Genomic DNA, 13,811 nt, shown 5'->3' with positions numbered 1-13,811 from the left:
GGATAAAGCCCATAGACAGGGAATTGTCTACCGTGATTTGAAACCGGGAAATATCATTCTGACAAAATTTGGAGCAAAACTTCTCGACTTTGGTCTGGCAAAACTCCAGCAAACCTCAACTGCGCAAGCGATCGTTTCCGGTGTTTCTGCGCTTGCGACCGAAGCAGGAGCAAAAAATCTCACGGCTGAAGGGAGCATTGTTGGCACGTTCCAGTACATGGCGCCCGAACAGTTGGAAGGACGGGAAATCGATTCGCGAACGGATATTTTTGCGTTCGGTACCGTGCTGTATGAAATGGTTACGGGAAAAAGAGCTTTTACCGGAAAGAGTCAGGCCAGTTTGATTGCAGCGATTCTGGAAAAAGATCCGCAACCAATTCAGGAAATCGTGCCAATGACGCCTCCGGCACTGGACCGCGCAGTGAAGACTTGTCTCGCAAAAGATCCCGAAGATCGATGGCAGACGGCGCACGATGTGATGCTGCAGCTGAGATGGATTTCAGACGGCACAGTGACTACGCAGGCACCTGCGGTCGCAGTCCGCCCTCAAAGCAAAAAGAACTGGCTCCCATGGTCGTTCGCGCTTTTATTTCTAATGGTCGCTGCAGCGGCCCTTACGTATATATATAGTGGAGCAAGAAAAACCAGCGTTCCCCAATTCCGAATGGTTATTTGCTTTACATTCGTGACGCGGCACTACTGGCCCAGGCTTTTGATCCTGGGAAAATGAAGCTATCTGAACCCTTTCCTTTGATCCGTAACATACAGGCCTATACTGATCCCGGTCCAACCGGATATGCTCCATTCTCTATCTCTGGAAACGGTGTTCTGGCACATGGAACCTTGAAGTGAACACTCGATTGACCTGGTTTGACCGAGGTGGAAAGCCACTCGAATCGGTCGGACAGCCGGGAAAATATTATGAACCATACTTTTCTCCAGATGAAAAGCGCGTCGTTGTGGCTATGGAGGACCCTCAATCAGCGAACCAGAACCTCTGGTTGATCGAGTTATCAAAAGGGATTTCGTCCCGGTTTACTTTCCGGACAGGCGCACTGGGATCACCCGTATGGTCTCCCGATGGAAACTCAATAGGCTTTACAGGTTCCCTACCTCTTGCGTTTTTGACCAGTGACGAATAGGTTTATCCTGAAACCATGAAATCCGAATCGAAAACGTCTTGTTTGGGAACGGCGTTCCTACTTGTCGGAACACTGGTTCTGATTCGTTACGCTCTGCCATCGGTTTGGAAAATTATCGCCGGTTTATTCGCGGGAGCGCTGTACCTGGGTGTTTTTGTGTTCATTGCTCTGCTGGCCATTCTTGGTTACTTCACTTACAAGAATTTAACCCGGAACAAAGTCAAAGCAGAAGAGCAACGCTACGCTAAAGTTATCAAGGCGGAAGATCTCTACAAGGCCTTGATAGAACGGCTGCACCGCGAAGTGGAATTAAACCAAATCACTGTAGAAGAGTTGTTGCAATCGGAAATTTTGATGCGTGAAAATCTCGCCTCGGTCCGAAGTGATCTGATTCGTCTTAAGGATTTTGCATCGCCGCAAAATCAGAAAAATGTAAGCATTCAACTGCGGGAATACCGGGAGCAATTAAGGCAGTCCAGGGAAGTGGCTTCGCGTGAAGTCATCGAAGAGAATCTCAAAATGGTGGAGGAAAAGCGGGAGCGAATCGAAGCGGCGCTGGAGGAGATCCGGCAGAAAGAGGCTCTGGTGGAACTGGTTTATAACAGTCTGGTAAACGTCGAAGAAGATTTGAAATTTGGACGCCCCGTGCAAAGACTATTTCCGCCGGACTTGTATCAACGATTCGGATTGGCTCCCCCCGCAACTCAACCCAAACTCCCCCCTATGCTGGAACGAAGCGATGAGTGAAATCCATCCCGATCTACAAATCAGCGAAGATCTGCTTCCTTATAACGATCGGTTGGAACGAAGGGGCACGGACAAACTGGATCTAATCGTTTTGCATTGCACGGAGCTGCCGACTCTGCAGATGGCGCGAGAGTTCGGCAAAAGAATTGTTTTGCCGGAAACTCAAACAGGATTTTCAGGGCACTATTACGTAGATCGCGATGGAAAAATCTATCAGTATGTGCAGGATGACCGGGTTGCGCGCCATGTGATCGGACATAATCAAAATTCATTGGGCATTGAAGTGGTAAATTTGGGACGGTTTCCCAACTGGTTCTACTCGACACACCAAACCTGCACGGAACCTTATCCACAGGAGCAAGTGGATTCAGTTCAGAATCTTTTGCATGTGCTGAAACATCGTTATCCTCAAATACACCGGCTCACCAGACATTCGGATCTCGATACAAACTGGATTCCTGCTGACGATGATCCTCTCGTTCAAATCCGGCGTAAAGTGGATCCAGGGCCACTTTTTCCCTGGGAGCAAATCTCGAATTGGTGGGATGATCTGTGTAAAGCCTTTGAGGTCAAGAGACGTTCATAATAGATGGGTAAACGATGTAACGCGGGCGTCTCGCGCCGCAAGGAGCGGACGGGACGTCCGCGATACGTTGATCATGAACTATGAATGAAAAAGCATTCGCTTCGACATTATTCGCAGATCCGCGGGATTTTCAGATTTTGTTTTTGTTGAGTTTCCTTACATTAGGAATTTGGGCCCGGGATTTCACATTGCGGTGGGATTGCGTTGCCGCAGCCATTTTGAGTTCGCTCCTGGTTCAAATGATTGCTGACCGTATCTGGTACAGCGAACATCCTTCCTTTCGCAGCGCTCTTATCACCGCCGTCAGTCTTTGCCTCTTGCTCAGGGCAAACTCCTGGATGACGATGGCTCTTGCGGGAAGTATTTCAATTCTCAGCAAGTTCGTGTTGCGATACCGCGGTAAACATTTTTTCAATCCCTCCAACTTTGGAATCATCGCGGTTCTCCTTTTAACTGCTGATGGCTGGGTCACTCCAGGACAATGGGGAGAGGAGGTCTGGTTTGCTATGTTTTTTGTCGGAGCCGGTTTCCTTGTTGTCAAAAAAGTGGGACGCTGGGATACAACCGCTGTGTTTCTTCTTGCTTATGCGTTTCTGGAAGCGGCGAGAAACTACTGGTTGGGATGGACGTGGGACGTTTATGCGCATCGATTGACCAGCGGGTCTTTGTTGTTGTTTTCTTTTTTCATGATTACTGATCCGCGTGCGATTCCGGATCATATTCGTGGACGGATTTTATTTGCCGCACTGGTCGCCGGGCTCACCTTTGTGCTTCGAAACTATTTCTTTTTGCCGACAGCAGTTTTCTGGGCTCTCTTTGTGTTATCACCCATCACGGTGTTGCTCGACCGTTTGTGGGCTTCGAAACGGTTTCAATGGATTTTTCAGCCGGCATCGATTGCGGCGCCGGCCGCACGAATCATAGGGAGGTAAATATGTTTCGATCTTTGCTGATTCTTTCTTTATTGTTGTGCAGCTCTTCTGCCTGGTCTTTTTGCGGATTCTACGTTGCCAAGGCGGATACAAAACTATTTAACAAGGCATCCAAAGTGATTCTTGCGCGAGAGGGAAACCGAACAGTCCTCACGATTTCCAATGACTATCAGGGAGACGTGAAGGATTTTGCTATCGTGGTGCCTGTGCCTGTTGTGCTCCAGAAAGAGCAGGTGCACATCGGCGATCCCAAAGTCATCGATCGAGTGGACGCTTTTTCAGCTCCGCGATTGGTCGAATACTTTGATGAGGATCCATGCAATATGCGGCGGTACAAAACAGAAGGGATACCGCTTCCCAGTGCAGCTCCGATGGCACAGAAGAAAGCTGCTGACGCATTAGGCGTCAAAATCGAAGCTCAATTTACTGTCGGTGAGTACGATATTCTGATTCTTAGCGCGAATGAATCTGCAGGGCTCGAAACCTGGCTGATCCAGAATGGATACAAAATACCTGTTGGTGCCAGGGATCTACTCCAGCCTTACATAAGGCAAAACATGAAATTCTTCGTTGCGAAAGTGAATCTGAAAGAGTTTGAGAAAAAGGGATTCGCTTACTTGCGTCCGTTACAGATGGCCTACGAATCGCCGAAATTCATGCTACCGATTCGGCTGGGCATGGCCAACGCCGAAAGTGAGCAGGATTTAGTCGCATTTGTTCTTTCACCAGTGGGAAGAGCAGAGGTGACAAACTACCGTACCGTAAAAATTCCTTCCAATATGGATATCCCGATTTTTGTAAAGAATGAATTTGGAGACTTCTATAAATCCATGTATCAGCGTTCCTACGAAAAAGAAGGGAAGAACGCGGTGTTTCTGGAATACGCCTGGGACATGAACTGGTGTGATCCTTGCGCGGCAGATCCGTTAACTCCCGAGGAGTTGCGCAAGGCGGGTGTTTTCTGGCTCAACGGGGGGCAAAAGGGCCAGGGTTTTGCTCCACCTCAACAACAAAGCAATGTGTATCTCACGCGGCTTCATGTTCGCTACAGTAGACCGAAATTTCCGGAGGATCTGGTTTTTCAAACGACGCCCAATCGTGAAAATTTCCAGGGCCGTTATGTTTTGCGCCATCCTTTCACCGGAGAGATCAAGTGCAAAGAGGGACGCGAATACAAAAGCAATTTACGGAAAAGAATGGAACAGGAAGCTCAGATTCTGGCTCAACTGACCGGCTGGGATATCAATAACATCCGGAAGAAGATCAGTTTTCCCGTCATGGCATCTGACGATAAGAGCGACGAATCCTGGTGGGACCGAGTCTTCGGCGACGACGACGAAGATTAAGATTTCACCGCAGAGAACGCTGAGAACGCAGAGTTAAAAAAGATCTGATTTTTTCTCTGCGCCCTCTGCGATCTCTGAAAAGACAGTTGCATTTAAGACGCCGTATTGATTACAATACCTGCGTGGCTTCGTTACAAAGGCCGTACTACTTTTGTAATATCGTTATCATAGTAGTTGCCTTTGCTATCACAGGATGCGCCGCCCGGCGCCCGATTGACAGAACGGGAGAACCCAGGGCACCGAGGAAACCTACGGCTGTTTCCCCCGGAGCTCCCCGTTTAAAAGCGCCTTTGATTCGAGTCGGACTAAAAACCGATTCCCGGTCTCTCACCATTTCCGCCGATGAAAAAATACATTTCAGTGATGGTTCGCGTTCCGGCTCTCATGAGTCTCCTTTGATTGCCAGCCTGAGTTTTGTCACGAACGTTGCAGCAAAATTTTTCGTCCAGGTCGGATCTTTCTCTTCCCGCGAAAGCGCGGAAAAAGCGCGCCGAGAACTGAAAACAAAATATTCCTCCCGCATTTTTGAAAACATCGATATGGGACGTTTTCAAGTTCAATTAGGACCTTTTGACAATCAGGAGCGCTCCCAGAAGGTGGTCGAAGAGATGAAAATCGGCGGTTTTCCCGGAGCGTTTTATGTGTCGGATACGCCGGAGGCCGCCCGAATGCCTGATTTGGTTCTGCGCGATGAATTAGGGGAAGTTCTGTTGCGCACAACAGGAACGTTGTCTTTGTGGACTTCCCGGCAGATTCAAAGCGCTGATGGTACGCCGTATCGCGGTTATTTCAGCATTTTTGTGAATCGCAGCGCCAGACTGACACTCGTCAACATCGTGAACTTTGAAGACTACTTGAAAGGTGTTGTACCAAATGAGATCGGTCCGGCCTCCGAAGGAACTTACGAAGCACTCAAGGCTCAGGCCGTAGCTGCGCGCACCTATGCAATCAAGAACATGAACCAGTTTGACACTGAAGGTTATGACATTTGCTCAACTCCGCGATGCCAGGTTTATTCGGGCTATAAAACAGAGCATGCTTTGACTTCGCGTGCTGTCGAAGAAACGGCGGGGGAAATCGTCGCATACGGAGGAGAAGCCATCAATGCTCTTTATACTTCCACCTGTGGCGGCAAAACTGAAAATGCTGAATACATGTTCGAGGGATGGGACTACCCGTATTTGAGAAGCGTGGAATGCTATCCGGAGGAAGAAAAGATTTCGCTGAAATCGGTGGCTCTGCAAGGACGGGAAGAACAATGGGCCGAAGCATGGTTGTACCTCAAAACCGGAATTCATACGCAACAAAATCCGGAAACCATTGCCAGCATTCAGGAGATGGAAGCTGCGATGCCGGCGCTTCTGGAATCGCTCGGGAAAACAGCGTGCTCAAGCAGTGCCCTTTCCTCAAATCACTGGGCGGCGCTGTCCGATTTCCTGGTTTCGAATCTTTGCTGGCAGAAGAAGAGAGATTCCCTTTTAGACCGGAAGGATTATCAGTACTTTGTGAATCGTTTGCAGCTCTCCGTGAATACAACTCCTGAAATACAATCCTTTTTGCTGTTGCTGCATGATTCGATCGTAAACCTTCCGGAACAGAAAAAAGCGTTTGATCCGTATTCAACCGTAAAGCGAAAAGATTTCTGGCAAACTCTTTACAATGTCTTGAAGCATTATCATCAAGTGAATACGAACGAAGGGATCGTGCGCGAAATCAGTCGCAGTCAGATGCAGGTTGTGGATGATCTCGGAGTACATTCGTATCTTCTGGATTCTTCCCTGTATCTGTACCAGCGCTTGGGAGAGCGCATCAGCCCACACAATCAGGTGAATTGCGCGCCCGGCGATAAAGTGGAATATCTGTTGTCAGAACAACAGGTGCAGCTTCTTGTGTGCGAAGTCGATCGTGCCGGCATTTCCGTGGATCGTTCTTCGAAGGTGACGTTCTGGCAGGACAAAATCGGACCTGCGGAACTGGGAGAAAAGGTGGCGCGTTATCTCGATATCGGAGAAATCTATGATCTTCAGCCGTTGAGTTACGGTCATTCCCAACGCGTCTATGAAATGAAGATTATTGGTTCAAAAGGATCCGGAACTTTGAAAGGCATTCGTGTTCGATGGGCTTTAGGTCTGAGGGACAATCTGTTTACGATTGAACGAACGTTTGACCGGAATGGCAAAGTCCAGCAATTCATTTTTACGGGTCGCGGTTGGGGACATGGTGTCGGAATGTGCCAGGTTGGCGCGATTGGATATGCCAAACAGGGCAAGGATTACAAATCAATCTTGAAACACTATTACACCGGCGTTCAGATCAGCAAAGTCTACTAAGCAAAGGCGCGGACGAGACGTCCGCGCTACATTGCTGTACTATATTCGTTGGGGACAATCTCATGACTGGCCGAAGCTTTAAGGGTGATCTTTCTGAGATCAGCCTTCCTGATATTCTGGAATTTGTGCGAAGCTCCCGCAAGACCGGGATCCTCACGTTCCGTCAGGACCGCATCAGAAAGAGTCTTCATATCAAAGAGGGGAATGTTATTTTCGCATCGAGCAACCTTCCGGAAGAGAGATTGGGTGACCTGCTACTTTCCTGGGGAATGATTGACAAGGAACACTTTCAGCAATCCGCTGCTTTGCTTACTTTAAAAAAACGCCAGGGAAGAATCCTTGTCGAAATGGGCGCAATTACGCCTAAACAATTGTGGGAGAGTGTGCAGAAACAGATTCGCCACATTGTTTACAGTCTTTTCAACTGGCATGATGGAGTTTTTTACTTCGCAGAGGGAGATCTTCCCACGCACGAAAACATAACTGCGGATGTAAATATCACAGATCTGGTCGTGGAAGGCATCCGGCGAATCAAGAATGTAGATGACCTTCAAAACAAGTTTCCCTCTCGCAAAGTTGTTCTCGTGCAAATAGATTCATCCCGGTCAGAACAAATCGCTCTTGAATCCTTTGAAAAGCATGTGCTGGAACTGGTAGATGGAAAACGCACGTTTCAAGAGATCTGCCGCGATAGCGAAATCGGGGATTTGGAAACGATCAGGGTGCTTTACATGTTGCTCAGTATCGGTTATATCAGTGTACAGAGCAGCCGCATGAATGAAACACCGGAACAAAGAGAGCTATCCAGGGAGGAAGCCTCAGGCATTATCGGAAATTACAATCGAATGTATTCCTATCTGTATCGATACATGATGCGTGAGGTTGGGCCGATCACGGAGCATGTGTTGAACAAATATCTGATGGAGATAAGAGAATCCAACTCTTCTATTCTAAAGAATGTTTCGATGAGAAAAGATGGCACACTGGATGGCGGTGCAATTCAAGGTAATCTTGAATGGTTTCGTGGTGACAACAAAAAAGATGTGTTGATCAGTTCGTTAAATGAATTCTTATATTCCAGCATTCTTGCCGTGAAACGAACTCTTGGTCCTGAACACGAATCACGCGTGATTGAAACACTTAAGGACATCCGTCCGGAACTATGACAACCGCACAGCGTCAACAGATTGCAGGCATGTTCCTGCTTGGCCTGCTTCTGCTTGTAGTTTTTCTTCTGAAGTACTAAGATAGAATCAGCTTACCGCGACGCTGGACGCGAAGACGCGCAACGCGTACGCTTTACGGGGTGTAAGGTGGGTATATCTGGAATTCTCTCGTCCCTCGGTTGGTTTGGCTTTTCGGCTGGGCTTGTCTACTACTTTATCAGAGATCGTTACGGCGATGCCGCTTTGATTCAGCAGTATGTCTGGCATACCCAAGTGATACTTATAATTTCAGCATGCCTGATCATTGCAGGATACACTTTGCGTTATATGGGAAGAAAAACCGGCATCGGCCAGCATCAGGCTCGTTGTCAAAAATGCGGAAAAAAGATAGACAAAGGAGAGAGCTATTGCTTCGATCACCGGCGCGATGCGATCTGGCAGGCGCAAGAGAAACACCGGCTCGAAGGATCAGGTAAGTTCAATCGATCACAGAAACGCGCATAAAATACTTCTGATCGGTGGTCCAACGGCCGCCGGCAAGAGCCAGATTGCGTGGGAACTCGCGCGAGAGATTCCCTGCGAGATCATCAATGCGGACTCACGGCAGATTTATAAGAATCTTTCCATTGGCACAAGCCAGCCTGACCCTCAGGAATTAAGACAGTATCCGCATCATTTATACGGGTTTCTGGATCCCACGGAATCCTTTACCGCGGCCGACTATGAGCGAATGGCCTCCATGGTAATTCACGAAATCATTTCTAACGGAAGGTTGCCGGTTCTGGTCGGCGGTACCGGATTTTACCTGAAAGCTGTCCTTCGTGGAGTCTGGCCTGTGGCGGCAAGAAATGATCAACTGCGAACACGACTTCGCAGGATTCAAAACCGGCACCACGAACGATTTTTGCACAGGATGTTGATGAGATTCGATCCTCTTTCCGCTGCTGCAATCGCTCCTCCTGATATATATCGAATCATCCGAGCTCTCGAAATCTTTTTTCAAACCGGCGTTCGACGTTCTGACCTTCCCCGGAATCAGGACGAACGCTATCAAGCGCTTAAGTATTATGTTTATCCGGGAAGGGAAGCACTGCATCAAAACATTGTAAAGAGAACGGAAACGATGTTTGAACAGGGTTGGATCGATGAGGTAAAACATTTGATTGACCGTTACCCTGATTTTGAAAAATTACCGGCGGCAAAATCGCTCGGATATCAGGAAATTCTTCGATTCCTGCACGGAGAAACCAGTTTGATCGAGTGTCAGGAAGCGGTCATCATGAAAACGAAACAGTACGCAAAAAGACAACTCACGTGGTTTCGAAACCAGGATCACTTTCAACTGATCCCCGAGACAGCGCCATTTCGCAAAATGATTGATTCTGTATTACAATGGTATCGGAACTAAAGCCTGGAGGGATTCATGGAAAAGGCCGGCAATGGCTTACAGAATCTTCAAGATGAATTTCTATATGGTCTTAAGAAAGACCGTCAATTGATCACCGTATATTTAATGAATGGCTACAAGCTTTCCGGCAAAATTAAAGGTTTTGACCGCTTTATCGTTGTTTTAGACAGTAATGGCCAAGATATCATGATTTTTAAACACGCGATCTCCACGATCGGGGCCGGGCTTCCTCCCCGCAAAGAACCGCGCGAAGCTCCTAGAGAGTAGTATCGAAATATTGCATATTGAATATTGCAAAAAGATTATGTTTTCCTATGCGATATGCAATATTCAATATGCAATAAATTAGAGTTTTAGAGTCTTGAGCTGATCCAGCAGCACCTCTGTCGTGATGGGACCTTTCAGAATCTGAGATGCTTTAGCAATCTGAGTGACCGCTTCCTGAATTGCACCCATTCCCGCGCCATGTTCAATATCAGATTTCGCTTTCTGATATTGTTTGTCCACCACGGCTTCTGCTTGTTTGCCAAGCGTATTGTTGCAAATGTTTTTTATTTTTTCGAGTAGACTCAACAGATTTTCTTTGCTGACCCCTGATGAAGAAGTTGAAACGGGGGCGGCGGGTACAGAAGAAGGCTCTGGAGCTTCTTTGAGCGCAACAAGTCCGTGAGTGACTAGCCCGTAAAGCACTTTGCAAATATCGAACACCGGCAAGTTTGAAGCTTTTGCAATGCTACGAATATCGGACTTGCCTGTGATTTTTGACAGGATCAACCACTCATGTGTATTCAGTTGAATTTGACCCCGGTCCGATTCCTGATCCACGATGAATTCCGGAATCATTTCCAGATTTGGAATCTTGCGTGAAAGCACGCGCCATTCATCCAGGCGTCGCGCCGCTTCCATCAGCAAATTCGTGTTACTTTTGCTGACAGTTTTTACTTTGGGCTCAACATCCGGTTCAAAATTGAATTCGCCATCATTCCAGATCGCCAGCTCATACACCGCCTCTTCTCCTTTAATTTCATCGAGTTCGGCGTGTATGATGTTTCCATCTTTGAGGTAAATCAGACCCACATGCTCATCCTTCTTTAGATGGAACATTCCTGTTTTTCCTGACACGCTGATAAGTTGAATGACGTCCGCGAGTTGCAGGTGTTTAAGCGAGCCCTGTAATGACATCTATATCTGAAGCCTCAAATGAAAGGACACCCTTGAAAGGCGGTCTAAGAATCAAAAGTGAGTCTAGCATAGTGAAAAAAATAAAGTCAATAACATCAACAATTTGGGAATCCCCTGATTTCCCAATCCCTTACGCCTTTAGTGCTGCAGATACTAATATTACCATAGCAGGCCGGACAGGCAACAACCTGTTCGGAAATGAATATAATCAGTACCCGGTGCATTTTACTATTCGAGGTTCACTATGATAAAAAATCGTTTATTTACTCCCGGACCGGTGAGCGTATATCCTCCCGCCCTGGCAGCGGCTCTTGAGGCCAACATCCATCATCGGACTCCTGAATTCAAAGAAATACTTTGGGATGTTATGGGTTCCTTGAAGAGGGTACTCGGAGAACCGGACCATCTCTTTTTATTTGCGGCTTCCGGTTCCGGCGCCATGGAGGCAGCCGTATCGAATTTCTTTTCGCCCGGTGAAGAAGTCGCCGTAGCCAGTTGCGGCAAATTCGGTGAGCGTTGGATTGAACTGACTCAGCGTTTCGGATTGACGACTCACATTTTAAAGTCGGTTTACGGTGATCCTGCGCGCTCAGAAGAAATTGCTGCCCTGCTTCGAAAGAATCCGGACATCAAAGGCGTATTCATTCAAGCTTGCGAGAGTTCAACGGGTGTGCAGAATGATGTGGAACAAATCGCAAAAGCGATGGGGAATTCTGAAGCTTTGTTGATCGTGGATGCAGTTTCCGCGCTTGCGACAATGCCGCTTTCCACCAGATTGGGAATAGACGTGCTTCTGAGTGGATCGCAAAAAGCGTTAATGATTCCGCCAGGTCTATCTTTCCTGGGTCTCACAGAAAATGCCTGGAAACGAGTTGAATCTTCAAAACTTCCCCGGTATTATTTTGACCTTCGATCGGCGCGTAAATCCTGGGATCAAGGAGGCCAAACGCCATTTACTCCGGCGACCTCTTTGATTCTGTCTTTGCAGAAATCATTGAAGGCCATCGAACAGGTGGGATTGGAACGATTGATTCAGCTAACTGAAAATCGAGCCCGGGCAACCAGGGCAGGTTTGTGTGCGTTATCGTTGAATCTTTTTTCAAAAGCGCCCGCGAATGCGCTTACTGCTGTAAAATTCGAGGACGCCGACAAAGTAACTTCCGCGCTTAAAAAACGATTTGGAATTCACCTTGCCGGTGGTCAGGGCGATATGAAAGGAAAAGTTTTTCGGATCAGCCATATGGGATATATGGACCATTTTGATTTACTTGGTGTGTTGAGCGCCCTGGAATTCGTATTAAAAGAGAACGGTCATCCGGTCACACTGGGAAGTTCCTTGCAGGCATTCCAGCAAGTTTATTCAGAGGTTGCGTGAGATGCATCGAATCCTAATACCGGACGGCTTGTCGGAACCCGGACTCGAAGTTTTGAAACAGGAGAAATCCTGGATCGCCGATGTCCGTTCCAAAATGACTTCGGAGGAACTGCGGAAGGAAATTTCAGGTGTTGAAGCGCTCATTATCCGGAGCGCAAGCAAGATCACAGCGGACATCCTGGAGAACGCGCCTCAGTTGAGAGTCATTGGAAGAGCGGGAACAGGAGTCGATAACATTGATCTCGCGGAAGCAACACGGCGGGGAATTCTGGTAATGAATGCGCCGGATGCCAACACGATTTCCGTTGCCGATCATACTGTCGCCATGCTACTGGCTCTCTGCCGGCACCTTCCTTTTGCTCACAACGATCTGAAACAGGGACGCTGGGAGAAAAAGAAATACGAAGGTCAGGAGCTGGAAGATAAGATTGTGGGAATCCTGGGATTCGGCCGCATCGGAAAAGAAGTTGTAAAAAGATTGCACGCCTTTAATACACGCATCATCGTTTACGATCCTTATGTGTCGGAACGGGTCGCCAAAGATCTGGATGTGGAGCTGATGAATCTGCAGCAATTGTTGGGAACCGCAGATTTTTTGAGTCTGCATATGCCGCTCATCCCGGAGACAATCCACTTTTTGAATCGCGAAAGGTTCGCGCAAATGAAGCCGGGAGTTCAAATCATCAATTGCGCGCGTGGTGAATTGATGGATGAAGCGGCTCTTTACGAAGCTCTCGAAAATGGAACCGTGCAGGGCGCGGCGCTGGATGTATTCAGCGAAGAACCTCCGCGCAGCGAACCGTTGATCAAGCTCATTCAGCATCCCAAAGTAATCTTGACTCCTCACCTCGCCGCCTCCACGCTGGAAGCGCAGGAAAAAGTGGGCTATCAGATCGCGGTGCAGATTCGTGATTTTCTGAAGGAAGGAACTGTCAGGAATGCCGTGAATTACTTCAACATGACGAAAGAAGAGTACGCCCGCAACGAACCATTCCTTCTCTTGAGTGAACGCCTTGCCTCATTTCTTGCACAGATCTCGGAAGGAGGATTTGACAGAATTTGTATCGAATTCAAGGGCGAAGTGGCCCATCTGTCCAAAGAAGCAATGATTCATGCTGTCTGCAAAGGGGTTCTGCAGCACATTCTTTCCCGCAATGTTAATATTGTGAATTCATTGAGCCTTGCAAAAGAGAGGGGAATTGAAGTGACTTCTACCGTGAGCGAACGGGATAACACGTTTTCGAGTTTGATAGCGATTACGCTCGAAACCGACAGGGCCAAACAAAAAGTAACAGGGACAGTTTTCGAAAAAACCCTGATCCGTCTGATTTCTATTAATGATGTTTATATCGATTTCCGTCCATTCGGCAACCTGCTTTTCTTTAAGAATCAGGATACGCCCGGAGTGGTAGGTAAAATCGGGACTTTACTCGGCAACAATCACATCAATATTGCTTCGATGAAGCTTGGCAGAATACCGGAAAGCAGCTATGCGCTGGGAATTGTGAGCGTCGATGGGGAACTTCCGGACAGTGTCGTCCAGCAATTGAAAAAAATTGCGGAGGTTGTCGACGCGCGTTGCCTTCGAATACAGTAG

At 47.7% G+C, this 13,811-nt stretch carries 13 protein-coding genes; 12 read left to right on the top strand and 1 reads right to left on the bottom strand.

From position 1 onward, the window contains the following. Positions 1-37: 37 nt before the first annotated feature. The 10 genes from L0156_07600 (at position 38) to hfq (ending at position 9,924) form a co-directional block, all read left to right on the top strand. Positions 38-730, top strand: a complete 693-nt coding sequence (locus L0156_07600; GenBank protein ID MCI0602864.1) for a serine/threonine protein kinase — start codon at positions 38-40, stop codon at positions 728-730. A 118-nt stretch (positions 731-848) separates the two neighbouring features. Further along, positions 849-1,142 (top strand): hypothetical protein, encoded by a 294-nt coding sequence (locus L0156_07595; GenBank protein MCI0602863.1) that lies wholly within the window; start codon positions 849-851, stop codon positions 1,140-1,142. A gap of 15 nt (positions 1,143-1,157) precedes the next feature. Beyond that, complete coding sequence (locus tag L0156_07590; GenBank protein MCI0602862.1) at positions 1,158-1,889, top strand: hypothetical protein; 732 nt, start codon at positions 1,158-1,160, stop codon at positions 1,887-1,889. After that, a complete protein-coding gene (locus tag L0156_07585) occupies positions 1,882-2,475 on the top strand; it encodes an N-acetylmuramoyl-L-alanine amidase (protein MCI0602861.1) in 594 nt (197 codons plus the stop codon). Before L0156_07590 ends, L0156_07585 begins: the two co-directional genes overlap by 8 nt. Positions 2,476-2,555: 80 nt before the next feature. Continuing rightward, positions 2,556-3,407: an RnfABCDGE type electron transport complex subunit D gene (locus tag L0156_07580; GenBank protein MCI0602860.1), complete on the top strand. Its 852-nt coding sequence runs from the start codon at positions 2,556-2,558 to the stop codon at positions 3,405-3,407. Positions 3,408-3,409: 2 nt separating this feature from the next. Next, on the top strand, positions 3,410-4,753 hold the full coding sequence (locus L0156_07575; GenBank protein MCI0602859.1) for a DUF2330 domain-containing protein: 1,344 nt from the start codon (positions 3,410-3,412) through the stop codon (positions 4,751-4,753). A gap of 290 nt (positions 4,754-5,043) precedes the next feature. Next, positions 5,044-7,083 carry a SpoIID/LytB domain-containing protein gene (locus L0156_07570; protein ID MCI0602858.1) on the top strand — a complete coding sequence of 680 codons (2,040 nt, stop codon included), beginning with the start codon at positions 5,044-5,046 and terminating at the stop codon, positions 7,081-7,083. Between the two features lie 62 nt (positions 7,084-7,145). Beyond that, positions 7,146-8,249 carry a DUF4388 domain-containing protein gene (locus tag L0156_07565; GenBank protein MCI0602857.1) on the top strand — a complete coding sequence of 368 codons (1,104 nt, stop codon included), beginning with the start codon at positions 7,146-7,148 and terminating at the stop codon, positions 8,247-8,249. A gap of 427 nt (positions 8,250-8,676) precedes the next feature. Continuing rightward, on the top strand, positions 8,677-9,657 hold the full coding sequence (gene miaA / locus L0156_07560; GenBank protein ID MCI0602856.1) for a tRNA (adenosine(37)-N6)-dimethylallyltransferase MiaA: 981 nt from the start codon (positions 8,677-8,679) through the stop codon (positions 9,655-9,657). 15 nt (positions 9,658-9,672) lie between these two features. After that, complete coding sequence (hfq, locus tag L0156_07555; protein ID MCI0602855.1) at positions 9,673-9,924, top strand: RNA chaperone Hfq; 252 nt, start codon at positions 9,673-9,675, stop codon at positions 9,922-9,924. A 78-nt stretch (positions 9,925-10,002) separates the two neighbouring features. On the opposite strand, the gene L0156_07550 is transcribed toward hfq, so the two are convergent. Then, positions 10,003-10,839, bottom strand: coding sequence for a DUF4388 domain-containing protein (locus tag L0156_07550; GenBank protein ID MCI0602854.1), 837 nt, complete (start codon positions 10,837-10,839; stop codon positions 10,003-10,005). A gap of 244 nt (positions 10,840-11,083) precedes the next feature. Here L0156_07550 and L0156_07545 point away from each other — a divergent pair, with 244 nt between their 5' ends. Both L0156_07545 and serA read left to right on the top strand, forming a co-directional pair. Next, the gene (locus L0156_07545; protein ID MCI0602853.1) at positions 11,084-12,214 is read left to right on the top strand and encodes an alanine--glyoxylate aminotransferase family protein; all 1,131 of its coding nucleotides are present in this window, start codon (positions 11,084-11,086) and stop codon (positions 12,212-12,214) included. Between the two features lies 1 nt (position 12,215). After that, the gene (serA, locus tag L0156_07540; GenBank protein MCI0602852.1) at positions 12,216-13,811 is read left to right on the top strand and encodes a phosphoglycerate dehydrogenase; all 1,596 of its coding nucleotides are present in this window, start codon (positions 12,216-12,218) and stop codon (positions 13,809-13,811) included.

The organism is bacterium (genome assembly GCA_022616075.1).
Classification (GTDB): domain Bacteria; phylum Acidobacteriota; class HRBIN11; order JAKEFK01; family JAKEFK01; genus JAKEFK01.
The sequence above is the reverse complement of the archived record's forward strand: the minus strand, read 5'-3'. Positions and strand labels throughout refer to the sequence as shown.

Bases quoted from the DNA above. Each gene is read 5' to 3' on its own strand.
- L0156_07590 (MCI0602862.1), top strand. From the start codon at position 1,158: ATGAAATCCGAATCGAAAACGTCTTGTTTGGGAACGGCGTTCCTACTT.
- L0156_07585 (MCI0602861.1), top strand. From the start codon at position 1,882: ATGAGTGAAATCCATCCCGATCTACAAATCAGCGAAGATCTGCTTCCT.
- L0156_07580 (MCI0602860.1), top strand. From the start codon at position 2,556: ATGAATGAAAAAGCATTCGCTTCGACATTATTCGCAGATCCGCGGGAT.
- L0156_07575 (MCI0602859.1), top strand. From the start codon at position 3,410: ATGTTTCGATCTTTGCTGATTCTTTCTTTATTGTTGTGCAGCTCTTCT.
- L0156_07565 (MCI0602857.1), top strand. From the start codon at position 7,146: ATGACTGGCCGAAGCTTTAAGGGTGATCTTTCTGAGATCAGCCTTCCT.
- miaA (MCI0602856.1), top strand. From the start codon at position 8,677: ATGCGATCTGGCAGGCGCAAGAGAAACACCGGCTCGAAGGATCAGGTA.
- hfq (MCI0602855.1), top strand. From the start codon at position 9,673: ATGGAAAAGGCCGGCAATGGCTTACAGAATCTTCAAGATGAATTTCTA.
- L0156_07550 (MCI0602854.1), bottom strand. From the start codon at position 10,839: ATGTCATTACAGGGCTCGCTTAAACACCTGCAACTCGCGGACGTCATT.
- L0156_07545 (MCI0602853.1), top strand. From the start codon at position 11,084: ATGATAAAAAATCGTTTATTTACTCCCGGACCGGTGAGCGTATATCCT.
- serA (MCI0602852.1), top strand. From the start codon at position 12,216: ATGCATCGAATCCTAATACCGGACGGCTTGTCGGAACCCGGACTCGAA.